Source organism: Arthrobacter sp. 01T414, from assembly GCF_056398965.1.
This window is the reverse complement of the sequence record NZ_JBFTQK010000004.1, coordinates 404,687-430,791: the sequence shown is the minus strand read 5'-3', so window position 1 is coordinate 430,791 and position 26,105 is coordinate 404,687. Positions and strand designations below refer to the sequence as shown.

Genomic DNA, 26,105 nt, shown 5'->3' with positions numbered 1-26,105 from the left:
CCTCCCCGGTTACTCCCGGCGGCGGCCCGGAAATGCCCCCGCCGCGCCGTGGATGCGGCGTGTCCCGGAGGCTTCGGAGGAGGTAACCGGGAGGGAAGGTTCGCCCCAGCTGCGCACGCCGTCCCGGTCTCCGCAACCGGCCCGGTTTCCCCCGTGGCGAACAAGCCACAAATCTGGAAGTCCGGCACGTAGCATCAAAGTACGTCGTAGCTAGGAGTGTGGCGAAATGTTTGAGCGATTTACGGACCGTGCCCGTCGCGTAGTTGTGCTTGCCCAAGAAGAGGCACGCATGCTGAACCACAATTACATCGGCACCGAACACATCCTCTTGGGTCTGATCCATGAGGGTGAAGGTGTTGCCGCCAAAGCCCTCGAGTCCTTGAGCATCTCGCTCGACGGCGTCCGCGAGCAGGTGCAGGAGATCATCGGCCAGGGCCAGCAAGCCCCCTCCGGTCACATCCCCTTCACCCCGCGCGCCAAGAAGGTGCTGGAGCTCTCGCTGCGCGAAGCCCTGCAGCTGGGCCACAACTACATTGGCACCGAGCACATCCTGCTCGGCCTCATCCGCGAGGGTGAAGGTGTGGCAGCCCAGGTGCTGGTCAAGCTCGGAGCGGACCTGAACCGCGTCCGCCAGCAGGTCATCCAGCTGCTCTCCGGCTACCAGGGCAAAGAATCCACGGGTGCGGGCGTTGGCTCCGGCCAGGCCGAAGGCACCCCCGCCGGCTCGGTGGTCCTGGACCAGTTCGGGCGCAACCTGACCCAGGCTGCGCGGGAGAACAAGCTCGATCCCGTGATCGGCCGCGAGCAGGAAATGGAACGCGTCATGCAGGTCCTTTCCCGCCGCACCAAGAACAACCCGGTGCTGATCGGCGAGCCCGGCGTCGGCAAGACCGCCGTCGTCGAGGGCCTGGCCCAGGCGATCGTCCGCGGCGACGTGCCGGAGACCATCAAGGACAAGCAGCTGTACACCCTGGACCTTGGGTCCCTCGTGGCCGGCTCCCGCTACCGCGGTGACTTCGAAGAGCGCCTGAAGAAGGTGCTCAAGGAGATCCGCACCCGCGGCGACATCATCCTGTTCATCGACGAGATCCACACCCTGGTGGGTGCCGGAGCCGCCGAAGGTGCCATCGATGCGGCCTCGATCCTGAAGCCGATGCTGGCCCGCGGCGAGCTCCAGACCATCGGTGCCACCACGCTGGACGAGTACCGCAAGCACATCGAGAAGGATGCCGCGCTGGAGCGCCGCTTCCAGCCGATCCAGGTCAAGGAGCCCTCCGTCGCCGACGCGATCGAGATCCTCAAGGGCCTGCGTGACCGCTACGAAGCGCACCACCGCGTCACCATCACCGACGGCGCCCTCGCATCGGCGGCCAGCCTCTCCGAGCGCTACATCTCGGACCGCTTCCTGCCGGACAAGGCGATCGACCTGATCGACGAAGCCGGCGCCCGGCTGCGCATCCGCCGGATGACCGCTCCGCCGGAGCTCAAGGTCATGGACGAGAAGATCGCGGCCATGAAGCTGGAGAAGGAATCCGCGATCGACGCGCAGGACTTCGAAGGCGCCGCCTCGCTGCGCGACAAGGAGCAGAAGCTCATTGCGGAGCGCGCCGAGAAGGAACGCCAGTGGAAGACCGGCGGCATGGACGACATCTCCGAGGTGGATGAGGATCTCATCGCCGAGGTGCTGGCGAACTCCACCGGCATCCCGGTCTTCAAGCTGACAGAGGAAGAGTCCTCGCGCCTGCTGAAGATGGAAGACGAACTGCACAAGCGTGTGGTCGGCCAGGACGAGGCCATCAAGGCCCTGTCCCAGGCGATCCGCCGCACCCGTGCAGGCCTGAAGGACCCGAAGCGTCCCGGCGGCTCGTTCATCTTCGCCGGCCCCACCGGCGTCGGCAAGACCGAGTTGGCCAAGGCCCTTGCGGAGTTCCTCTTCGGCGAGGAAGACGCGCTCATCACGCTGGACATGTCCGAGTACTCGGAGAAGCACACCGTCTCCAGGCTCTTCGGTGCCCCTCCGGGCTACGTGGGCTACGAGGAGGGTGGCCAGCTGACCGAGAAGGTCCGTCGCCGTCCGTTCTCCGTGGTGCTGTTCGACGAAGTGGAAAAGGCGCACGCCGATCTCTTCAACTCGCTGCTGCAGATCCTGGAAGACGGCCGCCTGACCGACTCCCAGGGCCGCGTGGTGGACTTCAAGAACACCGTGATCATCATGACCACGAACCTCGGCACCCGGGACATCTCCAAGAGCGTCGCCACCGGCTTCCAGTCCGGCACGGACACGCAGACCGGCTACAACCGGATGCGCGCCCGGGTCACGGAGGAGCTCAAGCAGCACTTCCGCCCCGAGTTCCTGAACCGTGTTGACGACGTGGTGGTGTTCCCGCAGCTGACCCAGGACGAGATCATCGAGATCGTGGACCTGTTCGTCACCCGCCTGGAGAAGCGCCTCAAGGACAAGGACATGGGCATCGAGCTCACGCCCGCGGCCAAGGTGCTGCTGGCCACCCGTGGTTACGATCCCGCGATGGGTGCCCGGCCGCTGCGCCGCACCATCCAGCGCGAGATCGAGGACCAGCTCTCCGAGAAGATCCTCTTCGGCGAGCTGCACTCCGGCGACATCGTGGTGGTGGACGTGGAAGGCGAAGGCGACGACGCGAAGTTCACCTTCGCCGGCAACGCCAAGCCGCGCATTCCGGAAATCGCCCCGAGCGTCTAGGCTCCAGGCGGTCACACTCCAAGCAAAAGGCCCCGGCCGCTTCCTTCAGGGAGGCGGCCGGGGCCTTTTTGCTGCCAGCGGGGCTTTTGCAGCCATCGCAGCCCGGGTTCTCAGGCGGTGACGGTGATCCATTCGCCGTCGATAGCAGCCTTCAGCTTGGCCAGCGGCGCCTGGGCCGGCCCCTGAATGACGCTGCCGTCGGATCCCTTGAACGAGGAGCCGTGGCACGGGCATTCGAAATCTTCCCCGGCAGGAGCCACCGGGCAGCCGGCGTGAGTGCAGGCCGCGTCGTACGCCAGGACGGTCTTGTCGTCCTGCCGGAAGATCACCACCGTCTTGCCGTTGATATTGCCGGTAGCCGTTGCGCCCACCTTCACATCGCTGAGCTTGCCCACTCGGACCGCGGTGSCGGCCGGAACGGAGGGGCCGGCCGCCGTCGTTGCCGGGGCGGCGGTAGGCGAAGCGGCGCAGGCCGAGAGGCCCAGGGCGCCACCGCCCAGGGCGCCGGCGCCGAGCAGCAGGGAGCGTCGAGGCAATGACTTTTCAGGGTTCATGCACCCATCATGCCAATAGTCCCTGAGAGCCCGCTGCGGATTTTCCGGCGCCGGAATCTGAAAGCAGTGTTTCACTCTGAGTGAACGGGGTGTGATCCGGGGCACAAGGGGTGTTGAATCGGGGGCATGGCTTCTACCGATACGCAGACCCCGGCCGAACATCCCGAGACACCGTTCCACGACCTAGACCATTACCTCGCCATTCCGCGGGTGAGCGGCCTGGCGCTGAGCCCCGATGGCGGAAGGCTCGTCACTACCGTGGCCACGCTCAACGACAAGGGCACCGAATACCGCACCGCGCTGTGGGAGTTGGACCCCGAAGGCAAGAAGCACGCCCGGCGGATTACGCGCAGCGCCAAGGGCGAGGCCGGAGCCGTGTTCGCGGCCGACGGCAGCCTGTACTTCACCTCCGCTCGCCCGGACCCAGAGAGCCCGGACGCAGAGCCGGTCAACGCGCTCTGGGTGCTTCCGGCCGACGGCGGCGAGGCCCGCGTCGCGCTCTCCCGCGCTGGCGGCGTCGGAGGCCTGCTCGCGGCGAAGGACGCCGATGCCCTCTTCGTTACGGCATCGGTGCTCGCCGGTTCCACCGACGAGGACAACGACGAGGAACGCCGCAAGGACCGCAAGGACAACAAGGTGGCCGCAATCCTGCACAGCGGCTACCCGGTGCGCTACTGGGACGCTGACCTGGGCCCCGCGCAGCCGCGGCTGTTCGCCGTCGAGCCTGGCGCGGAGCCGCAACCCGGCAAACCGGTGACCGTCGACGCCGTCCCGCCGGTCAAGCTACGCAATCTGACTCCCGACGCCGGGAACGGCCTCCGCGAGGCGGACACCGTTGTCAGCCCGGACGGGAAAACCATCTACAGCAGCTTCACCAAGCCGCTCGCCAACGCCGACTCCCGAACCGTGCTGGTGGCCGTCGACGTTGCCGCCGGCACGCGCCGGGTCCTGCTGGACACCGAGGGTATGAGCTACTTCCCCGGCCCGGTCAGCCCCGACGGCCGGACCCTGGTGGTTCTCAGCGAGACCGATACGACGCCGGAGCAGGCGCCCAGGATCGGGCTGCACCTCCTCGACGTCTCAGCTGGCCGGGAAGTCCCGGCCGACGGCGACGCGCGGCTGACACCGCTCGCTCAGGGCTGGGACCGCTGGCCGCACCCCGCGGCGTGGCTCCCGGACGGATCGGCCGTGCTCGTGACGGCGGACGAAGACGGTGCCGCCCCGGTCTTCCGGATCCCGGTCCCCGGCGCGGCCGGCGGGGACGCCGCCCCCGTGCGGCTGACGGCCGATGCGGCCGCGTACACCGACGTCGTCGTCTCCCCGGACGGCCGGAGCGCCTACGCGCTGCGCAGCTCCTACGAATTCCCGGCGGAAGCCGTGCGGATCGACCTCGGCAGCGGCGAGGTGACCCGGCTGCCGGCCCCGGCCGAGCGTCCCGCCTACCGGGGCAGGCTCGAGCGGGTGGAGGCGACCTCGGCAGGCGGCGACCGGGTGCCCGGCTACCTGGCCCTGCCCGACGACGCCTCCGCGGGGAACCCGGCCCCGCTGCTGCTCTGGATCCACGGCGGCCCGCTGGGCTCCTGGAACGCCTGGACCTGGCGCTGGAACCCGTGGCTGCTTGTTGCCCGCGGCTACGCTGTGCTGCTCCCGGACCCGGCCCTGTCCACGGGCTACGGTCAGGACCACATCCAGCGCGGCTGGGGCGAATGGGGCAAGGCCCCCTTCCTGGACCTGATGGCAATCACCGACGCCGTCGAACAGCGTCCCGACATCGATGAGACACGCACCGCGGCGATGGGCGGATCCTTCGGCGGCTACATGGCCAACTGGGTGGCCGGCCACACGGACCGGTTCAAGGCGATCGTCACGCACGCCAGCCTCTGGGCACTGGACCAGTTCGGCCCTACGACGGACTCCGCGCAGTACTGGCTGAAGGAAATGACAGCCGAGATGGCTGCGGAGAACTCGCCGCACCTGCACGTGGGCAACATCCGCACGCCGATGTTGGTCATCCACGGCGACAAGGACTACCGGGTGCCGATCGGCGAGGGGCTGCGGCTCTGGTACGAACTGCTCTCCAAGTCGCAGCTGCCGGCTGGTGAGCACGGCGAAACCGAGCACCGTTTCCTCTACTTCCCGGACGAGAACCACTGGATCCTGCAGCCGCAGCACGCCAAGGTCTGGTACGGCGTCGTAGAGCACTTCCTGGCCCGGAACCTGCTGGACAAGGACATTCCGGTGCCGGACGCGCTCGGTCTCTGAGCCTCCCGCCTCCGGGCCGGCCAGATGGCCGGTCCGGCGGTGCGGCCCGGGGGCCGGCCTAGGGGTGCGGGCTGAGCGGTGCGGGGGTGCGGGTAACCGGCGCGGGCGGCTAAGGGTCCGCGCCGTAGGATTGGGCTGTGACTGAGACGATCCGCATCCGCCCTGCCCGCACCGGCGACGTTGCCGCCATCAAGACCTTGGTGGCACCCCTGGCCGAGCAGCGGATCCTGATGGCCAAGGAAACAGTCGCGTACTACGAGAGCCTCCAGGAGTTCCGGATCGCCGAAGCACCCGACGGCGAGGTGATCGGCTGCGGCGCGCTGCACGTGATGTGGGAGGATCTGGCTGAGGTGCGCACCCTGGCCACCTCGGACGCGTGGCGCGGCAAGGGCGTGGGACACCTGCTGGTGGAGCGCCTGCTGGAGGACGCGAAGGCGCTGGGCATCTCACGCGTTTTCTGCCTGACCTTCGAGGTGGAGTTCTTCAAGAAGCACGGCTTCGACGTGATGGCCGACCAGACGGCCGTGGATCCGGTGGTCTACTCGGAGCTCCTGCGCTCGCACGACGAAGGCGTCGCCGAATTCCTCGATCTGGCCCGGGTCAAGCCCAATACCCTGGGCAACACCCGGATGATCCGGACGCTCTGAACGCTCCCGCGGCTGCCTGAAACGGGGTCTTCCGCCAAATCAACTTGGTGGATAAACTGATCCCGGCCCAATGGGGAGGGCCGCCAGCTTCCGGAGGCAGAAATTGCAGAATCGCGTGATTTTTCCAGATTTCTCCGCATTCCAAATGACGGTCGATGCCGTGCCGGTGCAGCCGGACTCATCCGCCGGGGGCTACTGCGATGGCGCCGACACTGCCGCCGCGCGCCGCCCGCAGTCCCGGGCCGCGCTCGGTCCCGACGCTTGGCCCAGCTTCGCGCCGGAGGCCGCACCCGGGCCCTAAGCCCCCGGCAGTGGTTGAAGCCGGAGCCTACCGCTGGCAGGGCCCCGGTAGTAGGGTCTAAGCAAGCAGCCAGGACAACCATCCAGGGAGCACAGCCATGAAGAAACTCATCAATGATCCCAGGGCAGTGGTCGACGAGTCAGTGGAAGGGTTCGGGCTTGCACATGCCGACCTTGTGACCGTCCACCCGGACCCCAAATACATTGTCCGCAAGGACGCCCCGGTGTCCGGCAAGGTCGGGCTCGTCTCCGGCGGCGGCAGCGGCCACGAGCCCCTGCACGGCGGCTACGTCGGGATGGGGATGCTCGACGCGGCGGTACCGGGGGCCGTGTTCACCTCGCCCACCCCGGACCAGATCCTGCCGGCCACGCTCGCGGTGAACTCCGGAGCCGGCGTCGTGCACATCGTGAAGAACTACACCGGCGACGTGCTGAACTTCGAGACGGCCGCCGAACTGGCCCAGGCCGAGGGCGTGGAAGTCCGCACGGTGCTGGTCAACGACGACGTCGCCGTGCAGGACTCGCTCTACACGGCAGGGCGCCGCGGCGTGGGCGGAACCGTCCTGGTGGAGAAGATCGCCGGCGCCGCGGCCGAACGCGGCGACAGCCTCGACGCAGTCGCCGCCATCGGTGACCGCGTGAACCAGAACGTGCGGAGCATGGGGGTGGCCCTGACCGCGTGCACCGTCCCGCACGCCGGGGTACCCAGCTTTGAGCTTGAAGACAACGAGATTGAAATCGGCATCGGCATCCACGGCGAACCCGGCCGGCACAAGATCCCGATGGAACCTGCCGACGGCATCACCGACCGGCTGCTGGACCCGGTCGTCAGCGACCTCGGCCTCGCCTCAGGGGACAAGGTCCTATTGTTCGTCAACGGCATGGGCGGCACACCGCAAAGTGAGCTGTACATCGTCTACCGCCGGGCCGCGCAAAGGCTCGCGGACCAGGGAGTCACCGTGGAGCGCTCGCTGGTAGGCAACTACATCACCTCGCTCGAGATGCAGGGCTGCTCGATCACCGTGCTGCGCCTGGACGATGAAATGATCGGCCTCTGGGACGCGCCAATCCACACGGCGGCCCTGCGGTGGGGCGTCTGAACGTGGGGCTGGACGTCGACTGGGCCCTGCGGTGGCTGACCCTGTCCGCCGAGGCAATGGCCGAGCACAGGGTTGAGCTCATCGAACTGGACCGGCCGATCGGAGACTCCGACCACGGCGAGAACATGGACCGGGGCTTCAAAGCCGTAATGGACAAACTCGCCGAATCGCCCCCGGAAACTGCGGGGGCGGCCCTGAAGCTGACCGCCATGACGCTCATGTCGAAAGTGGGCGGCGCAGCAGGGCCGCTGTACGGAACCGCCTTCCTGCGCGCCGCCACGGCGCTCGGGGACGCTGCCGACATCGACGCCGCCACGCTGGCCGCGGCGCTGCAGGCGGCCCGCGACGGCATCGTTGCCCGCGGCAAGGCCGAATCCGGGGACAAGACGATGGTGGATGCCTGGACTCCTGCCGTGGACGCCTCCGCGGCCGCCGCCGGCGAGGGCGACGTCCGCAAGGTCCTGGCCGCGGCAGCCGAGGCGGCCGAGGCCGGGGCAGTCTCCACCGACCCGATGCTGGCCCGCAAGGGCCGCGCCAGCTACCTGGGGGAGCGCAGCATCGGCCACCGCGACCCCGGTGCCGTCTCCAGTGCCCTGATCCTGCGCGCCGCCGTCGGGGCCGCCGAATGACGGTCCGGCTCGTCGTCGTCTCGCACAGCGAAAAGATTGCCGACGGCGCCGTCGAGCTCGCCGCCCAGATGGCCCCTGACGTCATGATCGTGGCCGCGGGCGGCACCGACGACGGCCGGATCGGGACCAGCCTGGAGAAGGTGATGGCCGCGCTGGAACAGGCAGCCGGGGGAAGCGGCATCGTGGTGCTCACCGACCTGGGTTCAGCCGTCATGACCGCGGAATCGGCGGTGGAGTTCGCCGCTGACCCGGAATCCATCCACCTCGCCGACGCCCCGCTGATCGAGGGCCTGGTCGCGGCGGCCGTATCCGCGCAGACGGGGGCCGACGCGGAAACCGTCAAGGAAGCCGCCGAAGCTGTCTACCGGCCTCCGGCCCACCCGCACGGACCCGAACATCCGCACCAGCAGCCGCCGGATGCCCAGGGCGACTTTGAACTGGTCAACCAGGCCGGCATGCACGCGCGGCCGGCGGCGAAGATCGCGGGAGGCCTGGCCGGGATGGAGGCCGACGTCACCATTAACGGGGTCGACGGCGCGTCCATGACGGAACTGATGATGCTTGGCGCCAGCAAAGGAACCGTGCTGCATATCGAAGCCAGCGGCGCGGACGCGGCCAGGGCGGTGGACTACCTGGGCGGGCTGATCAAGGCCGGCTTCGGGGAGCCCTAGGAAGTGCTCAGCCCGGCAGCCGCAGGCCGCCGGGGTGCAGTTCTGCCAAGCCGTCGCTGAGCAGCCCGGAAAGCGCACGCTCCAGCTGCTCCGGCGCGGGGTTGAGCCGGTGCAGCGCGGCCAGCGGGACGGCGATTCCGTCCGCGTCGAAGCCCAGGTCCGCGGGGGCGCGCTCCAGCAGCTCGCGGGCCACCGGCGACTCGGCCAGGCGCAGGACCGCCATCACGGCCCCGCGCAGCTGCCGGTCTGTCCCATGCCAGGCCTGCCCCTTGGGCGTGTAGCTGGGCGGCGGCTCCCCGGCGGCAAGCCAGGCGCAGGCGCCGCGGACCGGGCATTCACCGCACCTCGGACTCCGGGCCGTGCAGACCAGCGCCCCCAGTTCCATCACCGCCGCGTTCCAGCGCACCGACGCGGCGCCGTCGTCGGGCAGCAGTTGCGCGGCCAGCCGCATCTCGGCGGCCGTCAGGGCCGGCGCCGGCAACGCGGTCCCGGTAAACAGGCGTGCGTGGACCCGGCGGATGTTCGTGTCCACCACCGTCTCCCTGCGGCCGAACGCGAATGCGGCGACAGCGGCCGCGGTGTAGCTTCCCACGCCGGGCAGCTCCAGCAGCTCCGCGGGGCTGCCGGGAACCGCGCCCTCGTGGTTTTCGACAATGGCGACGGCGGCCGCGTGCAGCCGGAGGGCGCGCCGCGGATACCCCAGCCGCCCCCAGGACCGGACCGCTTCCCCGGCAGGCTCCCGGGCCAAGTCGGCCGGCGCGGGCCAGCGCCGCAGCCATTCTTCCCACACCGGCAGAACGCGGACAACAGGGGTTTGCTGGAGCATGATTTCGCTGACCAGCACGCCCCAGGCAGAACAGTCCGCCGCCCGCCACGGGAGGTCGCGGGCGGTTTCAGCGAACCAGGAGGCAAGCGCGTCATGCAGCTCGGCGAGGGGAACGGGGGGCACAGGCGCGGTCGGGTCCGCGGTGACGGAGGCGGCCGGGCCGGCAGGGGCGGGGGAATCGGCTAAAGCTTTGATCGAATCATCGTAATAGAGACGGGGACCATACTGCGGCCAGCGGCGTGGTGGGCAGGCATAACCCGCGGCGTTACCTAGCCTAGAAGCATGGTCAGGCAAGGCAACTCAGGAACGCGCGGTTCGGGACCGAAGGCTTCCGCCAAGGCAAAGACCAGCGGCAGGCCGGCCCGGAAACCCCTCAGCCCGGTCTACCGCCGGCGCCGGCTCTTCGTGGGCGCCGCGCTCTTGCTGGTGCTTGCCCTCGCCGTCGGCGGTTTCGCGGCGATCTCCAGCGCCTTCAACGGCGAAACGCCTGCGGCCACCGCCAGCGACTCGCCCCAGCCGGACGGTCAGGGCAAAGCCACCGCCAGCCCACAGGGGTCGGCCACGCCAACATCGGGCGCCGGCTGCGACGAGGCGCTGCTGAAAGTCACCGCGGCCACGGACAAGGCCGCCTACGCGCCGGGCGAGAACCCCCTGCTGACCCTCAAGGTCACCAATGGCAACAAGGTGCCGTGCGAGGTCAACCTCGGGACCTCGCAGATGGAGTACCTGATCACCAGTGGCTCGGACCGGATCTTCTCCTCCAGCGACTGCCAGGCCGAAAGCAGCGACCTGGTCAAAACGATCCGCCCGGGCCGGAGTGAAATCGCCAACTTCCCCTGGAACCGCAACCGGTCCACCGAGGACTGCAAAGTGGTGGACGCCCAGCCCGGCGGCGGCGGCGCCTACTACGTCTTCACTGCCCGGCTCGGGAACAAGACCAGCCCCAAAGCCGTCTTCCAGCTCGGCTAGTCATCTTCGATTGCTCCGAAATCGCCGTTTAGGCGGGCCAAAAGGGCCGTTACGGAGCAGTCGACGGGGCCAGAGGAACCGGGCTAGAGGAACCGGTCCAGCAGGCTGGCCTCGGCCATCCGGCTCAGGCCTTCGCGGACCGTCCGGGCGCGCTGGTCGCCGATGCCGTCAACTGTCATGAGGTCGTCAATGGTCGCCGCCATGAGGAACTGCAGGCCGCCAAAGTGGTCCACCAGGCGGTCTGCCACGGCCTTCGGCACCGCCTTGAGGCCGGAGAGCAGGCGGTACCCGCGGGGCTGCACGACGGCGTCGAGGTTCGCCTCACCGCCCGCGAAGCCGACGATCCCGGCAATCCTGCCCAGATCGATAAGCTCAGTCGGCCCCAGGTTCACGAGGGCCTTGACGGCGTTCTCGATGTCCGCGGCGGAGGCCTTCGGGCCGGAGTAGTCCCGGATGATCACGTCGCTGCCCGGACCGCGGCCCACTGTCAGCTCGTCCAGCTGCAGGGAGAGCAGGCGGCCGTCCTCGCCGAGTTCCAGCACGTACTGGGAGATCTCCTCGGAGATGCGACGCACCATCTCCTGGCGCTGCAGGGTCACGGCCACATCGCGGACGGTCACCATGGCCTCGATCTCGAGGGCCGACAGCGAACTGGTCACCTGGTCCAGCCGGGAGCGGTACCGCTCCAGCGTGGCGAGAGCCTGGTTGGCGCGGGCCAGCACCTTCTCGGAGCCCTCCAGCACGTGCCGCAGGCCGTTCACGTAGAGCGCGATGATCTGCATCGACTGGCTCACGGAGATCACCGGAACCCCGGTCTGGATGGCAACCCGCTCCGCGGTGCGGTGCCGGGTTCCTGTCTCCTGGGTCTCGATGCTCGAATCGGGCACCAGTTGGACGCCGGCCCGCAAGATGTTGCTGGCATCCTTGTCACAGACAATGGCGCCGTCCATCTTGGCCAGTTCCCGCAAGCGGGTGGGGGAGAAGTCGATCCCGATCTCGAAGCCACCCGAACAGATGGATTCAATGGTCCGGTCAATGCCCAGCACGATCAGGGCGCCGGTACGGCCGCGGAGGATGCGCTCCAAACCGTCACGCAGGGCCGTTCCCGGTGCCACCCTGGCCAAAGTCGCCTTAAGTGCATCTTCGGGACTCCGCGCCATAGGTTTTCCCTTCAAAGGTGCAGGCCGCTGCCCGCAAGTACGCCGGATTTTGTCGATTTTCCATCACTGTCCGGCAAKAACAAAAGTGCCCGGTTTCCCGTATGCACCATCATAGGGGCAACGGCGACCGGTTTCCGCACCATCAAGCCTCAAAGTGCCCCATTTCCGCCCCGCGCAGGGTCCCGCGGAGGCGGCCGATGCGCCCGCAAGTGCAACCCGCATTTTCGGCCGTCCGCCCGGGCCTGCCGCCGCCTGCGATAAACTTGGTGCCTAGGGTGTACCGCGGGCTCTCCGCGCCGTGACCCATCCACAGCCGCAGCGAAAGTAGCACCGTGTCCCAAGAAGTCCACAGCCCCGCCCGAGTCCAGGAGATTCACAAGCAGGCGGCCCGGCGCCGGACCTTCGCAGTCATCTCGCACCCGGACGCCGGCAAGTCCACGCTTACCGAAGCCCTCGCCCTGCACGCCAAGGTGATCGGCACCGCCGGCGCGTCCAGCGGCAAGGCCAACCGCAAGGAAACGGTCTCCGACTGGATGCAGATGGAAAAGGACCGCGGCATCTCGATCAGCTCGGCGGCGCTCCAGTTCGCCTACCGCGACACCGTCATCAACCTGCTGGATACACCCGGCCACGCGGACTTCTCCGAGGACACCTACCGCGTGCTCGCCGCCGTCGACTGCGCCGTGATGCTCGTGGACGCCGCCAAGGGCCTGGAAACCCAGACCATGAAGCTCTTCGAGGTCTGCAAGCAGCGGAACCTGCCCATCATCACCGTGATCAACAAATGGGACCGGCCCGGCCTCGACGCCCTGGCCCTTATGGACGAGATCACCGAGCGGACCGGACTGCAGCCCATGCCGCTGACCTGGGCCGTGGGCATCTCCGGTGACTTCCGCGGCGTCTGGGACCTGCGCAACGACCGCTTCGCGCAGTTCAAGCGCAACAACGCCGGCGCCAACATCGCCCTGACCGAGTACTTCAGCCCGGAGGAGGCAGCGACCAGCCAGGGCGACGACTGGTCCAACGCCGTGGACGAGGCCGGCCTGGTGATCGAATCGAACCTGGCGTTCGACGTCGAGGCTTTCCACGCCGGAAAGGCCACGCCTATCCTCTTCAGCTCCGCCGCGCTCAACTTCGGCGTCAAGGAGATCCTCGACGCCCTCGTGGACTTCGCCCCGCCCGCCGCGCCGCGGCCCGACGTCGACGGCGCCGCCCGCCCCGTCGACGCCCCGTTTGCCGGCTTCGTTTTCAAGGTCCAGGCCGGCATGAACAAGGCCCACCGCGACCATGTCGCCTTCATCCGTGTGTGCTCGGGCGTCTTTGAGCGCGGCATGGTGGTCACGCAGGGCCGGACCGGGAAGTCCTTCGCCACGAAGTACGCCCAGCAGGTCTTCGGCCGCGAACGCGAGGTTATCGACGAGGCCTTCCCCGGAGACGTCGTGGGCCTGGTGAACGCCTCCTCGCTGCGGGTGGGGGACAGCCTGTTCCTGGAACGTCCCGTGGAGTTCCCGGCCATCCCGCTGTTCGCCCCCGAGCACTTCCAGGTGGCCCGTTCCAAGGATCCCAGCCGCTTCAAGCAGTTCCGCCGCGGCATCGAACAGCTTGAGCACGAGGGTGTCATCCAGGTGCTTCGCTCGGACATCCGCGGCGACCAGGCACCCGTGCTGGCCGCCGTCGGCCCGATGCAGTTCGAGGTGGTCGAGGACCGGATGGCGCATGACTTCAGCGCGCCGATGCGGCTTGAGCGGCTGCCGTATTCACTCGCGCGGATCACGACGGCGGACGCCATGCCGGCGCTGGCCAACGTGCCGGGCGCCGAGGTGCTGCTGCGCTCCGACGGCGAATACCTGGCGCTGTTCAACGACGTCTGGGCCCTGCGCCGGATCGAGAAGAACCACCCGGACCTGACCCTGGTGCCGATCGGCACGCACAATCCGGCGAAGTAGCCGGCCTGGGTACCGGCCCTGGGCCGGGCCTGGGCCCCGCCTCCTGGCGACCGGGGCCTGAAAAATGACCTCCCGCAGGTCTTCCTGAATCCGCGTTCCGCGGTATCATAAGTAACCTTGCTAATTTCGCGGGCGCCTGCCGATCTGGCCGGCTTTTGGGACTGCTCTGTCCGATTCCATGTGCGGACCCGTATTGAGGGAACAAGAAAACTCTTTGACAACAACGATGGAACCCGGCCTCCTGCTCAGTGGGCGGTACCGGATCGAAGCCCTCATTGGCAGGGGAAGCCAGTCGACTGTCTACCGGGCGCGCGACGAACTGCTGCAGCGCGAGGTGGCGGTCAAACTCTTCCGCAATGACGCGGACGATCTCGAGCACACCCGCCGGCAAGGCCAGGAAGTGCGGATCCTCGCGGGAATGAGCCACCATGCATTGGTGACGCTGTTCGACGCCGGTGCTGATCTGAGCAATCCGGACTCCCGGCTCACCTACCTCGTGATGGAACTCGTCCGCGGCCAGGACCTGCGCCACCGCTCCCTGCAGGGCCCGCTCTCCGCAGCGCACATGGCTCACATTGGCTACGACCTGGCGGACGGGCTCTCCTACATCCACCACCACGGGATCGTGCACCGGGACATCAAGCCGGGGAACATCCTGCTGGTCGACTACAGCAATGACGACCGCCGCCCGCGGGCCAAGCTGACCGACTTCGGCGTCGCGGCCATCCTGGGGCACAACCGCGCGGACGACGACGGCGGCACCTCGGGGACGCCGGCGTACCTGAGCCCAGAGCAGGCGGCCGGCGAACCGGCGGGCCCGGCAAGCGACATCTACTCGCTTGGACTCGTGCTGCTCGAGGGGCTGACCGGCAGGATGGCGTACCCGGGGGCACCGATCCAGTCCGCTGTCGCACGGCTGCTGCACGATCCGCAGATCCCGGAGGAGCTCGCCCCGATGTGGGTGGCGCTGCTGTCCTCCATGCTGTCCCGGGACCCGGAGGCCCGGCCGCACGCCCGCGAGGTCTCCCTTGCCCTCCGCCAGGAGGTCATCAACGGTGCCGGGCGGCACCGGCAACAGCGCGCGACCGCGGCGAACGATGAAGAGGGCCGGATGCGCGCCGTCGAGAGGTACCGGATCCTGGACACCCCCGAGGACGGCACCTTCGACCGGATCGCGGCGCTCGCTGCCCGGGTGTTCTCGGTGCCGGTCGCGATCGTCAGCGTCGTGGACCACGACCGGATCTGGTTCAAGGCCCACCACGGCACCGAGGTCACCCAGATCGGCAGGGATCCGGGGCTTTGCGCCTCGGCAATCCTGCAGGACGGCCCGTGGATCGTCGAGGATGCCGCCAACGACGCCCGCACGCTTTCCAACCCCCTGGTTGCGGGCGAGTTCGGGCTGCAGTTCTATGCCGGGGTTCCACTGCGCACCCCCGACGGCTTCAACCTGGGCACCTTCTGCATCCTGGACCGGGAACCGCGGGAGTTCACCGCTGAGGACACCCGCACGCTCGAGGACCTGGCCGCGATTGTGATGAACGACCTTGAGATGCGCTTGCAGGGCCGCGAAGCGATCGCCAGCTAGCGCCTGCCGGCGTGCAGCGCGAGCTGCAGTTCAAACCGGGCCACCGGGTCCTCCAGCGCGTCCCCGAAAAGCTCACGCAACTGGGCCGCCCGGTAACCCACGGTTTGCGGGTGGATGCCCAGCTCGGCGGCCACCGGGGCGCGCTGGCCCCAGTGCCGGAGCCAGGACAGCAGGGTTTCGGCGAGCCGTTCGCGCTGTGCGGGCCGGAGCCCCTCAAGCGGCGCCAGGCGTCGGTGCGCCAGCTCGGCGATGGCGGAGGGCTCCGCACCGAGGATTACGGCCGCAAGATGCTCGTCGGCCCAGATCGGCGGGTCATCCGGGCCGTCACGGTGTGGCAGGACAGATGCCGCCAGCACTGCCAGGCGCAAGGATTCGGGAACCTTCTCCCAGCCGCCGGCCGGGCCCACGGCGGCCCCGCGGCCCCGCAGCGCCTTCTCCAGGTCCATCCGGGCGGACTTGGACTTGCGTGCCGGGACCAGCACCACGGCGTCGGTCTCGCGTTCGATCACCAGGGTTCCCGGGCCCAGCCGCAGCCGCAGCCCGCCGGCCCGGTCCAAGGGCAGCGTCACGACCGACATGCGCTGGGGCAGCGACCAGTCCGCCATCGCCGCCGTCTGGCGCAGCGCCGCCTCGTCCGCCTGCCCCAGCAGCAGCAGGTCCAGCAGCTCGGTGCGGCGCCGGTCCACCGCCCCGGCGCGTTCGGACTGCTCAAAGGCATAAGCCTCCGCGCTGACCGCGGAGAGCTCGTCGATGTAGGCCAGGATTGATTCGCCGAGGTCAACCACCACATTCTGGCCCAGGTGGTGTTCCACCGAGACCTTCGACATCTCGCGGAACGTCACCCGGGCGCCCATCCGATACGCGCTGAGCAGGGCATCCATGCTCCTGCCCTGCCGGAACTCGCCGCTGCCCAGGCCCGCCACCAGCAGCCGGCTCTCCTCGGAGAGCGCGGGCAGCGCGGTACCCGGAAGCTGCAGGAAACGGTCCAGCGCCGTCGCGACGCCCCGCCGCAGCCCCCGCCCGAAGCGGCCTTCGATCGGCCGGGCATAGGCGGGAACCAGCTGGGGCACGGCGTCGATGATGGCCTCCACAATGCCCGGCACCTGTGGCCGGAGCATGTCGCTGACTTCCTTTGGCAGCGCCAGCCATGGCGGGTCGTAGGCAGGGTAGCCGGGGTGGCCGGCGGGGGAAGCATCCATGACGGGTATCCAATAGTTTGTTGCGTGGAGATAGTTTCTTTACGTCGATCGTATGTCCTGGGTGAAGAATTATGACGCAGGCTGACATACGCTTGATAGATGATCCGGCTCCGTAAGCTGGCGCGCGCCGCATCTCTACTGACCACCCCACTAGCTCCAGAAGACATTCTGTCGCTCTTCAACCCCGTGTTTTCTGCCCGCCAGTTGCGCGGCGTGGTTACCCGGGTGGTTCCAGAAACGGCCGATTCCGCCACCATTTTCTTCCGTCCCGGCCGAGGCTGGCAGGCACACCGTGCAGGCCAGTGGGCCCGCATCGGCGTCGAACTCAACGGCGTGCGCCACTGGCGGTCCTATTCGCTCAGCGCTCCCGCCGGCGAGGACCCCGCCATCACCGTCACGGACATGGGTGCCGTCTCCGGAACCCTGGTCCGCACCACCAAGCCGGGCGACGTACTTTTCCTCGCCCCGCCGCAGGGCGACTTCATCCTGCCGGAGCATCCGCGCCCGCTCCTCATGCTCACCGCGGGCAGCGGCATCACCCCGGTGATGTCGATGATCCGCACGCTCGTCCCGCACCGTCCGGATGCCGACGTCGTCCTCATCCACACGGCGCGGACCCCGGCCGACGCCATCTTCCGCGAGGAGTTGGCCGAACTCGCAGACCAGTTTCCCAATTTCAAGGTCACCCACTGGTTCAGCGGGGAACGCGGCAGGCTGGACTTCGGCGCCACAGCCGAACTTGACCTGCTCTGCCCGGACTGGCGAGACCGTGCGGCCTACGCCTGCGGCCCCACGGGTTTCCTCGACGACGCCGAAGCGCTTTGGGAAGCCGAAGCCGCGGCCGCGGATCACTCCGGGACGGCGGTGGAAGGCACTGTCCCGGCCGCAACGTTGACGATCGAACGCTTCAGCACCAGCCTGGCCGGCGGCGAAGGGCACGACGGCGGATTGGTGACCTTCGAGGCCTCCGACCGCGAAGTCGATGCCGACGGGGACACCCCCCTGCTCGACGTCGGCGAGGACGCCGGCGTACTCATGCCCAGCGGTTGCCGGATGGGCATCTGCCACAGCTGCCTCATCCCGCTCCGGGCCGGCCAGGTCCGCGACCTGCGCACGGGCGAAGTCCATGGCGAGCCCGGCCAACTAATCCAGACGTGTGTCTCGGCAGCCGCCGGACCCGTTAACCTAGACCTCTGAGGAGAACCCACCCGATGACCACACTTGCAGACAAGCCCGATACCGCCGCAGACGGCACCACGGCCATCGTCAGCGCCCCCGCCGTAAAGAAGCGGCCTGGAGCGCTCGCCGAGACCGGCAGCCCGCTGCTCCGGCCGCCCGCCGCCGCGCACCTGTCCGACGAACAGGTTGCAGAGCTGGGCCGCGAACTCGACGCCATCAAGGACGACATCCTTGCCAAGCGCGGCTCCGACGACGCCGCCTACATCCGCCGGATGATCAAGATCCAGCGTGCCCTGGAAATTTCCGGCCGCGCCGCGCTGCTGGTCAGCAAGAACAAGGCCGCCTGGGCAACCGGCACCACGCTGCTGAGCCTGGCCAAGATCCTGGAAAACATGGAACTGGGACACAACATCCTGCACGGCCAGTGGGACTGGATGCGCGACCCCGACATTCACTCCACCACCTGGGAGTGGGACTTCGTCACGCCCGCACGCTCCTGGCAGCACACCCACAACGACCTGCACCACCGCTGGACCAACGTTGTCGGCAAGGACAACGACATCGGGTACAACCTGCTGCGGATGGACCCGCAGCAGGAATGGAAGCCCTTCAACTTCGGCAACCCGCTCTACAACGCGCTGCTGGCGCCGGTCTTCGAGTGGGGCATCGCGGTGTACGACCTTGAACTCGTGGACTACCGGGAGGGCAGGAAGTCCAAGGAAGCCCTGCTCAAGGACCTCAAGGCACTCGGCCGCAAGGCGGTCAAGCAGTTCACCAAGGACTACGCCGCCACACCCGCCGTCGCCATGCTCACCGGCTCCGGCAAGCAGGCGCTCTACGGCACGCTGACCGCCAACGCCGTCCGCAACGTCTGGGCCCACGCGGTGATCTTCTGCGGACACTTCCCGGACGGAACGGACACCTTCACCGAGGAAATGGTCGACGGCGAGACCCGCGGCGACTGGTACGTGCGCCAGATGATCGGCTCGGCCAACATCTCAGGCTCCAAGTTCATGCACCTGATGACCGGCAACCTCTCGCACCAGATCGAGCACCACCTCTTCCCGGACCTGCCGTCCAACCGCTACGGCGAGGTGGCGCCGAAGGTACGGGACATCTGCCGGCGCTACAACCTGCCTTACAACACCGGCCCGATGTGGAAGCAGGTCGGATCCACCTGGGCAAAGATCTTCAAGCTGGCCCTGCCGCCCAAAAAGGCCTAGCCCTCCGGCCCAGCCCGGCCCCGGAAAGCCGCCTTCGGCGCGCGCCACGGCGTGTGCGGAAGGCGGCTTTCGCGCGCTGCCGTGCCCTACAGTGGAGCTATTCACTGAGAGGACCCCTGCATTGGCATGTGACGGCTGCACTACTTCCCCGAAGCTCGACTTCGATTTCAGCATGGCTTTCCAGCCGATCTACGACGCCGTGGCCGGCCGGGTCTGGGGCTACGAAGCCCTGGTCAGGGGCCTCTCGGGCGAGGGTGCCTACCAGGTCCTCTCGAAGGTCTCGCCGGAGCAGAAGTATCGCTTCGACCAGGCCTGCCGGGTCAAGGCCATCGAGCTTGCCGCGCGCCTGTTTCCCGCCGGCGAGGACTTGATGCTCTCGATCAACTTCATGCCGAACGCGGTGTACGAGCCGGCCGCCTGCCTGCGCGCGACGCTGCAGGCCGCGGCGCGAAGCAACTTTCCGACGTCGTCGATCATGTTCGAGTTCACGGAGAACGAGGAGGTCCTCGACGCCGCGCACCTGACGAACATCATCACCGAATACCGCAAGCACGGGTTCACCACCGCCATCGACGACTTTGGTGCCGGCCACGCCGGGCTGGGGCTGCTGGTCGATTTCCAGCCCGACCTGATGAAGATTGACATGTTGCTCATCCGGGACATCGATACCAGCCCCGCCCGGCAGGCCGTGGTTGCCGGCATCGTGGGCATCGCCGCGGAGCTCGGCATCACCGTACTCGCCGAAGGCATCGAGACCGAGGCGGAGTTCCTGGCCCTGAAAACGACCGGCATCCGGCTGTTCCAGGGCTACTGGTTCGGGAAACCGGCCTTCGAGGAGCTTCCACAGGTCCGCTCCGTGCCGGTACTGGGCGCCGCAACCACCTCCTAGCGCCCTTTAGCGCGCGCTCACGCCTTCACCGCGGCCCCGAGCACGTGGGCGAGGGGAGGATTTCCCGGCAGCACCGAAAAGCCGAACCTCTCCAGCGCGACGACGGCCAGGCCGGCGCGCTCGATGTTCGCGGCGGTGTCCCGGTTGGGATGGCAGCCGCCGGCCAGCCGGCTCCAGAGCGGTGTGAGCAGATCTTCGGCGAACCCCAGCACGCGGTGCGCCGAGCGGACGTGCTCGTAGAACAACAACCGGCCTCCCGGCCTGAGGACCCGGAGTGCTTCGGCCAGGACGGCGGACGGCTCGGCCACGCTGCACAGCACGAGGCTGGAGACGACGATGTCCACCGAAGCGTCCGCCACGGGGAGCGACTCCGCGACCCCGTCGAGCACCGTGACCGGTACCGGTGCCGTGCCCGCGGCAGCCCGGGCCAGCGACCGGAGCGTGGGATCCGGCTCCAGCGCCAGCACGGCGTCAACCGCAGCAGGATAGAACGGGAAGGTGGCCCCGTAGCCTGCCCCGATTTCGACGACCGCACCGTGGGCGGCTGCGACGAGGCGCCGTCGGTGCTCGGCCGCCCCGCGTGCATCCATCCGGGGTCCCATGCGCGCGTAGGAGCGTCCGAAGGACGGGGTTTGGGCGTCGTCCATGCTGGTTCTTCCGTTCAGCGGACCCTTTCTAGCGGACCTGGTCCGGGTTGAGCTTCAGGCGCCGCAGCAGTTGGGCATTCAGTGCCACCACAATTGTCGAGGCGGACATCAGCACCGCGCCCACCGCGGGGGAGAGGACGACGCCGGCGAAGGCAAGGGCGCCGGCGGCCAGCGGCACGGAGATGATGTTGTAGCCGGCGGCCCAAATGAGGTTCTGCCACATCTTCCGGTAGCTGGCCCGCGAAAGATCCACCATGGACAGGACGGCGCGGGGGTCGTTGCCGGCCAGGACGACGCCGGCGGACTCCATTGCGACGTCGGTACCGGCGCCGATCGCAATGCCCACTTCGGCCCGGGCCAGCGCGGGGGAGTCGTTGACGCCGTCGCCCACCATCGCCACCTTCAGGCCGCGGGACTGCAGTTCGGCGACTTTCTTGTCCTTGTCGGCCGGCAGGACCTCGGCGAAGACCTCGTCGATGTTGAGCTCCGCGCCCACGGCGTGGGCGACCTGGCGGGCGTCGCCGGTAATCATCGCGACCTTGATACCGCGGGCCTGAAGAGCGCTGACGGCCTGCCGGGACTCGGTGCGCACCTCGTCCTCGAGACTCACGGCCCCCAGGATTTTTTGCCCGTCAATCACGTGCAGCACGGCCGCGCCGCGGTCCATCCAGGCCCGGGTGGCCTGTGCGATTGCCGGCGGTTCTTCCACTGCGAGTTCGCGGAGCAGGGCTGGGCCGCCGACCCGGATGGTCTTTCCGTCAACCGTGGCGCGGACGCCGCGGCCGGTCATCGACGAAAATCCGGTAGCCGCGGGAATCTGCAGGCCCTGATCGCGAGCCGCCCGGACGATGGCCCGCGCCACCGGGTGCTCGCTGTCCGCTTCGACGGCTGCGGCCAGCGCCAGCAGGCTGTTCCGGTCAACACCTTCTGCGGCTGCAACCTCCTTGAGGGCGGGTTCGCCCTTGGTGAGGGTCCCCGTCTTGTCGAAGAGGACGACGTCGACCGTCCGCATCCGTTCCAGTGCCATCCGGTTCTTGATCAGGACTCCGGCCCGGGCGGCCTGTTCGGTGGAAATCGCGATGACCAGCGGAATGGCCAGGCCCAGGGCGTGCGGGCAGGCAATCACCAGCACGGTGACGGTGCGGGTGACGGCGTCGGGAATGCTGCCCAGCAGGGACCAGGCGATGAAGGTGATGACGCCCGCACCGGAGGCGAAGTAGAACAGGAAGGCTGCGGCCCGGTCGGCGAGGGCCTGGGCTTTGGAGGAGGAGGCCTGCGCCTCGGCGACCAGCCGCTGGATACCGGCCAGGGCGGTGTCATCCCCGACGGCGGTGACCTGGACGCGGACCGTGTTGTCCGTGGCCACGGTCCCGGCGACGACCTTGTCCCCGGGTGAACGCAGCACGGTCTTCGACTCACCGGTGATCATCGACTCGTCGACCTCGGCCTGCCCGTCGATGACTACGCCGTCCGCCGGCATCCGGGCGCCCGAGCGGACCAGGACGGTGTCCCCGGCCACGAGTTCGCTGACCTTGACGGTTTCCGTGCCCGCTGCGGTGATCCGTTCCGCTTCATCCGGCAGCAGCGCGGCGAGGGCGTCGAGCGCGCCCTGCGCGGAGCCAAGCGCGCGCATCTCGATCCAGTGTCCCAGCAGCATGATCGCCACCAGCAGTGCCAGTTCCCACCAGAAGTCGAGGTCAAAACCGCCGATGCCGAGGCTTGTGACCCAGGACGCGACGAAGGCGACTGTGATGGCCATGGCGATCAGCAGCATCATCGCCGGTTTGCGGCTCTTCAGTTCATCCAGGCCGCCCTTGAGGAAGGGCTGGCCGCCATAGAAGAAGATCACGGTGCCCAGCACCGGCGGGATCCAAGCCGAGCCGGGGAACGCCGGGGGAACGTAGCCGAGCAGGTGCGCGAACATGGGGCTGAACAGGACCACCGGAACCGCCAGCGCGAGCGTCATCCAGAACCTGTTCTTGAACATTGCCACGCTATGGCCCGCGTGCTGGCCGTGGCTGTGCACGAGATGCTCATCGTCCCGGCCGAGCTGTGGCTGGGCGTGCCCGGCGTGGCCCTCGTGCCCGGTGCCGGCCTGCAGCTGGTCGGTCTGGCCGTGGTGCTGGTGTTCCATGTTCCTGCCTCCTGGGAAGCCTCGGCTGGTCCTCAATTCGACTTCAAACATACCCCCAGGGGGTATGTTTGGCAATACCGTAAGGCCCGATGGTGCTCCCGGGCCCGAGGGTCAGCGCACCTCGATGACGCCCATCATGCCGAGGTCCTCGTGATCCAGGATGTGGCAGTGGTAGACGGAACGGCCGGTGAAATCCCGGAACGCGATCCGGACCGTGCACTGGCCGTCGGCCGGCACGTTGACCACATCACGGAGTGCCGCCGGCTCCACGGCCCGGCCGTTTTCGGCGATCAGCTGCATCGGCCACACGTGCAGATGGAACGGGTGATCCATAGGACTGCGGTTGACCAGGACCCATTCCTCGACTGTCCCGGCACCCACGGTGGTGTCGGTCCTTCCCTCCTGGAAGCTTTGGCCGTTGATGGTGAAGCCCATCATTCCTGCGCCCATCCCCCCGCCCATGGAAGTGGCGAGCGCCAGTTGCCGCCGCGCAGCCACGGCGGCCGAGCGCAGGTCGGCCGGCGCGTTCCCGGCGGCAATTACCGGGGCGGGCGGGGCAGGGTCGCCGGCCACGGCCAGGGTTGCCAGGGTGGCGCCGGCTGGATCCGCGGGCCCCTCCTGCTCCGCCGGCTGGCCAGGGCCCATGCCGCGCCGGCCCATCATCCCGGACATGGCCCCGCGGTCATAGGGTATGGCCCGCAGTTCGGATTGCCCCAGCGCAGCCGTGACCAGCAGCTCCGCCCGGTTCCCCGGCGCCAGCAGCACTTCCTGCACGTCCGACGGCGAACGGAACCGCCCCGAGTCCATGCCGACGAGCTGCAGCTTCTGTCCGTCCAGCCTTAGGCGCAGGTATCGGGCTACGCAGCAGTTCACGATCCGCCACCGCTCCCGCTGCCCGGGCCGGGCCTCCAGCCGGGGGTTGGCCTGCCCGTTCACCAGCAGGAGCGACCCCTCGCGCCCGACCATCCGGTCAGGTTGCGAGGCCTCGGACACGTTCCCGGCGCCGTCTAGGCTGGTGTCCGAGACCAGCAGCACGCGCTCGGGGCCAGCGGCGGGCGGGGCGGAGTCCTCGACGATGATGGCGCCGAAAAGCCCGGCGAAGATCTGGTCGGCAACCCGGCCGTGGTGGTGCGGATGGTACCAGTACAGCCCGGGCGGGTGCCCGTCCGGGATTCGGTGTTCGTAGTCGAAGCTGCGGCCGGGGTCCACGGTTACGAACACGTTGTCGCCGTTGCCCTGGGGCGAGACGTGGAGTCCGTGCAGGTGCAGATTGCTGGGTTCGGCCAGCTTGTTCACCAGTTTGACCCTCAGCACGTCCCCGGGGCGCACCCGGAGGGTAGGGCCGGGGATGCCGCCGTTGTAGCCCAGCGCCCCCGCCTGCCGTCCGGCCAGCGGGAACAGTCCCGGCGCCGCCTCGAGGCTGGCCTCGAGGATGCCGCCCGAACTGCTGAGCGCAGGCGGCTGCCGAAACGACTCGCCGGTGACCGGCGCCGGCCTGGAGTTAAGGGTCCACCACAGCCCGGCGCCGCCGGCAACGGTGCCGGTAAGACCGAGTCCGCCCAGCAACAATGCGCTGCGGCGGCTGATGGGCGGCACTATGTCCCCTCGCCGAGTTCCTTCACGTGCTCGCGGTACTGCTCCGCGGTCAGCTCGCCCTTCGCGAAGCGCTCGTCGAGGATGAGCCGGGCCTGGCTCCTGCCGCCCGCAGATCCGGGGCTCCGGCCGGGGCCGCCCGGCTGGGCGTAGGGCCCGGGCTGCCCGTAGGCCGGGGGCTGGCCGTAGGGGCCGGGGTGTCCTGGCCCGGGCTGCTGTCCGCGGCCGGGGCCGGCAAAGACCCGCACCGCGAGCAACACGAGCACAGCGATCCCGATGAGCAGCAGCACGCCCCAAAGCCACATCCATCCGAGGTTCTGACCGTAACCCCACATCATGACTATTCCCTTCGCCCACGGAAGCCACTGCTCCCATGGTGCGCCCCCGGCGGCAGGAGCGCTAGGGTCCTAAGTCGCCACCGTTGAGGCGCGCGGTCAGCTGATGAGCAGGCCCAGGGCCTCCGCGAGGTGGCCGACTTCCCGGACCGAGAAGCCCGCCGGGACCGGACCCGGCCCGTTGGGACTGGCGGGCACCACGGCGTGGGTGAAGCCCAGCCTGTGCGCCTCCTGGATGCGCTGGTTGATCCCCGGCACCGGACGGACCTCGCCGGCCAGGCCTACCTCGCCGAACGCGATCAGGCGCTGCGGCAGCGGCTTCTTGGCCTTCGCGGAAGCCACGGCAAGGGCCACGGCCAGGTCCGTGGCGGGTTCGCTGAGCTTTACCCCGCCCACGGTCGCCACGTAGGAGTCGTCCTTGTGCAGCAGGCAGCCTGCGCGCTGCTGCAGCACGGCCAGGAGCATGGCTACCCGCGAGCTGTCCAGTCCGCTGGTGGCCCGGCGCGGCTGCGCGTTGGCGCTTTCGGCGAGCAGCGACTGGACCTCGGCCAGCAGCGGCCGGCGGCCTTCCAGTGTCACCGTGATGCAGGTGCCGGACACGGGGTCCTTGGTGCGGGAAACAAACAAGCCGCTCGGATCGGCCAGGCCGACGATGCCGTCCTCATTAAGGTCGAAGCAGCCCACGTCGTCGGTGGGGCCGTAGCGGTTCTTCACGGCGCGCAGCAGCCGCAGCCGCGAGTGCCGCTCGCCCTCGAACTGGCAGACCACGTCCACGAGGTGCTCGAGCAGCCGAGGACCTGCGATGGAGCCGTCCTTCGTCACGTGGCCTACCAGCAGGGTGGTCATGTTGCGGCGCTTGGCCGCCGCGATCAGGGACGCCGCGACCTCGCGGACCTGGGAGACGCCGCCGGCGCTGCCTTCGACGTCGGCGCTGCTCAGCGTCTGGACAGAGTCCACCACCAGCAGCCTCGGCTCAAGTTTTTCCACCTGGCCCAGCGCCTGGCCGAGGTCCGTTTCGGCGGACAGGTACAGCGACTCGGCGACGGCGTCGATCCGGTCCGCGCGCAGCTTCACCTGGGCGGCGGATTCCTCGCCGGTGACGTAGAGGACGTCCTGGGCCGTGCGGGCGAACTTGGCCGCGACATCCAGCAACAGCGTGGACTTGCCCACACCGGGCTCGCCGGCCAGCAGGATCACCGCCCCCGGAACCAGCCCGCCGCCGAGCACACGGTCCAGCTCGTCCACCCCGGTGGGGAGAAACGCTGCCGTTGTGGCGTCCACGTCGGCAATCCGGCGGGCCGGCTCCAGGACGGTTGTCGCCGCCGTCGTCCGCGCGACGGCGGCACCGGTTTCCTCAACCGTGCCCCAGGCCTGGCACTCGCCGCACCGGCCTACCCACTTTGCCGTGGTCCAGCCGCACTCCGCGCACTTATAGCCCGGCGCCTTAACGGCGCGGGAAGTCTTTGTTGCCATTGCTCCACCCTAACCGGGGGCAGCGACATCCAGGCCCGGGCGCAGGCGGACGTGGCCCGGACGCG

The 26,105-nt window shown here is 68.7% G+C and carries 21 protein-coding genes; 12 read left to right on the top strand and 9 right to left on the bottom strand.

Annotation, left to right across the window (positions count from 1 at the left end; genetic code table 11):
• Positions 1–226: 226 nt before the first annotated feature.
• On the top strand, positions 227–2,719 hold the full coding sequence (locus AC1DK9_RS12095) for an ATP-dependent Clp protease ATP-binding subunit (RefSeq protein WP_476861304.1): 2,493 nt from the start codon (positions 227–229) through the stop codon (positions 2,717–2,719).
• Between the two features lie 110 nt (positions 2,720–2,829).
• On the opposite strand, the gene AC1DK9_RS12090 is transcribed toward AC1DK9_RS12095, so the two are convergent.
• Positions 2,830–3,273: a Rieske (2Fe-2S) protein gene (locus AC1DK9_RS12090; RefSeq protein WP_476916066.1), complete on the bottom strand. Its 444-nt coding sequence runs from the start codon at positions 3,271–3,273 to the stop codon at positions 2,830–2,832.
• Positions 3,274–3,399: 126 nt separating this feature from the next.
• Here AC1DK9_RS12090 and AC1DK9_RS12085 point away from each other — a divergent pair, with 126 nt between their 5' ends.
• The 5 genes from AC1DK9_RS12085 to dhaM all read left to right on the top strand — a co-directional run bounded on the left by AC1DK9_RS12085 (position 3,400) and on the right by dhaM (position 8,882).
• A complete protein-coding gene (locus tag AC1DK9_RS12085; protein ID WP_476916065.1) occupies positions 3,400–5,535 on the top strand; it encodes a S9 family peptidase in 2,136 nt (711 codons plus the stop codon).
• A gap of 137 nt (positions 5,536–5,672) precedes the next feature.
• The gene (locus AC1DK9_RS12080; RefSeq protein ID WP_476916064.1) at positions 5,673–6,182 is read left to right on the top strand and encodes an amino-acid N-acetyltransferase; all 510 of its coding nucleotides are present in this window, start codon (positions 5,673–5,675) and stop codon (positions 6,180–6,182) included.
• 398 nt (positions 6,183–6,580) lie between these two features.
• Positions 6,581–7,582 (top strand): dihydroxyacetone kinase subunit DhaK, encoded by a 1,002-nt coding sequence (gene dhaK, locus AC1DK9_RS12075; RefSeq protein ID WP_476916063.1) that lies wholly within the window; start codon positions 6,581–6,583, stop codon positions 7,580–7,582.
• A gap of 2 nt (positions 7,583–7,584) precedes the next feature.
• Positions 7,585–8,211: a dihydroxyacetone kinase subunit DhaL gene (dhaL, locus tag AC1DK9_RS12070; RefSeq protein ID WP_476916106.1), complete on the top strand. Its 627-nt coding sequence runs from the start codon at positions 7,585–7,587 to the stop codon at positions 8,209–8,211.
• Complete coding sequence (dhaM, locus tag AC1DK9_RS12065; RefSeq protein ID WP_476861298.1) at positions 8,208–8,882, top strand: dihydroxyacetone kinase phosphoryl donor subunit DhaM; 675 nt, start codon at positions 8,208–8,210, stop codon at positions 8,880–8,882. The genes dhaL and dhaM overlap by 4 nt, the downstream gene beginning before the upstream one ends.
• A 7-nt stretch (positions 8,883–8,889) precedes the next feature.
• Here the strand turns inward: dhaM and AC1DK9_RS12060 are convergent, their stop codons facing one another.
• Positions 8,890–9,726 (bottom strand): HhH-GPD family protein, encoded by an 837-nt coding sequence (locus tag AC1DK9_RS12060; protein ID WP_476916105.1) that lies wholly within the window; start codon positions 9,724–9,726, stop codon positions 8,890–8,892.
• 264 nt (positions 9,727–9,990) lie between these two features.
• Here AC1DK9_RS12060 and AC1DK9_RS12055 point away from each other — a divergent pair, with 264 nt between their 5' ends.
• The gene (locus tag AC1DK9_RS12055) at positions 9,991–10,677 is read left to right on the top strand and encodes a hypothetical protein (RefSeq protein WP_476916062.1); all 687 of its coding nucleotides are present in this window, start codon (positions 9,991–9,993) and stop codon (positions 10,675–10,677) included.
• A gap of 83 nt (positions 10,678–10,760) precedes the next feature.
• On the opposite strand, the gene disA is transcribed toward AC1DK9_RS12055, so the two are convergent.
• Positions 10,761–11,837, bottom strand: coding sequence for a DNA integrity scanning diadenylate cyclase DisA (gene disA / locus AC1DK9_RS12050; protein ID WP_476861295.1), 1,077 nt, complete (start codon positions 11,835–11,837; stop codon positions 10,761–10,763).
• 332 nt (positions 11,838–12,169) lie between these two features.
• Between disA and AC1DK9_RS12045 the strand changes: the two genes are divergently transcribed.
• Entirely contained in the window at positions 12,170–13,783 is a 1,614-nt protein-coding gene (locus tag AC1DK9_RS12045; protein ID WP_476916061.1) for a peptide chain release factor 3, read from the top strand.
• A 214-nt stretch (positions 13,784–13,997) separates the two neighbouring features.
• Positions 13,998–15,368 carry a protein kinase domain-containing protein gene (locus AC1DK9_RS12040; protein WP_476916060.1) on the top strand — a complete coding sequence of 457 codons (1,371 nt, stop codon included), beginning with the start codon at positions 13,998–14,000 and terminating at the stop codon, positions 15,366–15,368.
• Here the strand turns inward: AC1DK9_RS12040 and AC1DK9_RS12035 are convergent.
• Complete coding sequence (locus tag AC1DK9_RS12035; protein ID WP_476861292.1) at positions 15,365–16,567, bottom strand: PucR family transcriptional regulator; 1,203 nt, start codon at positions 16,565–16,567, stop codon at positions 15,365–15,367. The two genes, AC1DK9_RS12040 and AC1DK9_RS12035, sit on opposite strands and share 4 nt — an antisense overlap.
• A 99-nt stretch (positions 16,568–16,666) precedes the next feature.
• Between AC1DK9_RS12035 and AC1DK9_RS12030 the strand changes: the two genes are divergently transcribed.
• From AC1DK9_RS12030 to AC1DK9_RS12020, 3 genes are all read left to right on the top strand, one after another.
• Entirely contained in the window at positions 16,667–17,764 is a 1,098-nt protein-coding gene (locus AC1DK9_RS12030) for a ferredoxin reductase (protein ID WP_476916059.1), read from the top strand.
• A gap of 14 nt (positions 17,765–17,778) precedes the next feature.
• Positions 17,779–18,969 carry a fatty acid desaturase family protein gene (locus AC1DK9_RS12025; RefSeq protein WP_476916058.1) on the top strand — a complete coding sequence of 397 codons (1,191 nt, stop codon included), beginning with the start codon at positions 17,779–17,781 and terminating at the stop codon, positions 18,967–18,969.
• A gap of 172 nt (positions 18,970–19,141) precedes the next feature.
• On the top strand, positions 19,142–19,858 hold the full coding sequence (locus tag AC1DK9_RS12020; protein WP_476861289.1) for an EAL domain-containing protein: 717 nt from the start codon (positions 19,142–19,144) through the stop codon (positions 19,856–19,858).
• A 17-nt stretch (positions 19,859–19,875) separates the two neighbouring features.
• Here AC1DK9_RS12020 and AC1DK9_RS12015 read toward each other — a convergent pair whose 3' ends face one another.
• The 5 genes from AC1DK9_RS12015 to radA all read right to left on the bottom strand — a co-directional run bounded on the left by AC1DK9_RS12015 (position 19,876) and on the right by radA (position 26,040).
• The gene (locus AC1DK9_RS12015) at positions 19,876–20,505 is read right to left on the bottom strand and encodes a class I SAM-dependent methyltransferase (protein ID WP_476861288.1); all 630 of its coding nucleotides are present in this window, start codon (positions 20,503–20,505) and stop codon (positions 19,876–19,878) included.
• A gap of 28 nt (positions 20,506–20,533) precedes the next feature.
• Positions 20,534–22,639 carry a copper-translocating P-type ATPase gene (locus AC1DK9_RS12010; RefSeq protein ID WP_476916057.1) on the bottom strand — a complete coding sequence of 702 codons (2,106 nt, stop codon included), beginning with the start codon at positions 22,637–22,639 and terminating at the stop codon, positions 20,534–20,536.
• 111 nt (positions 22,640–22,750) lie between these two features.
• Complete coding sequence (locus AC1DK9_RS12005; RefSeq protein ID WP_476916056.1) at positions 22,751–24,235, bottom strand: multicopper oxidase family protein; 1,485 nt, start codon at positions 24,233–24,235, stop codon at positions 22,751–22,753.
• Positions 24,235–24,570 carry an SHOCT domain-containing protein gene (locus tag AC1DK9_RS12000; RefSeq protein ID WP_476916055.1) on the bottom strand — a complete coding sequence of 112 codons (336 nt, stop codon included), beginning with the start codon at positions 24,568–24,570 and terminating at the stop codon, positions 24,235–24,237. Before AC1DK9_RS12000 ends, AC1DK9_RS12005 begins: the two co-directional genes overlap by 1 nt.
• Positions 24,571–24,666: 96 nt before the next feature.
• Entirely contained in the window at positions 24,667–26,040 is a 1,374-nt protein-coding gene (gene radA, locus AC1DK9_RS11995; RefSeq protein WP_476916054.1) for a DNA repair protein RadA, read from the bottom strand.
• Positions 26,041–26,105: the final 65 nt, after the last annotated feature.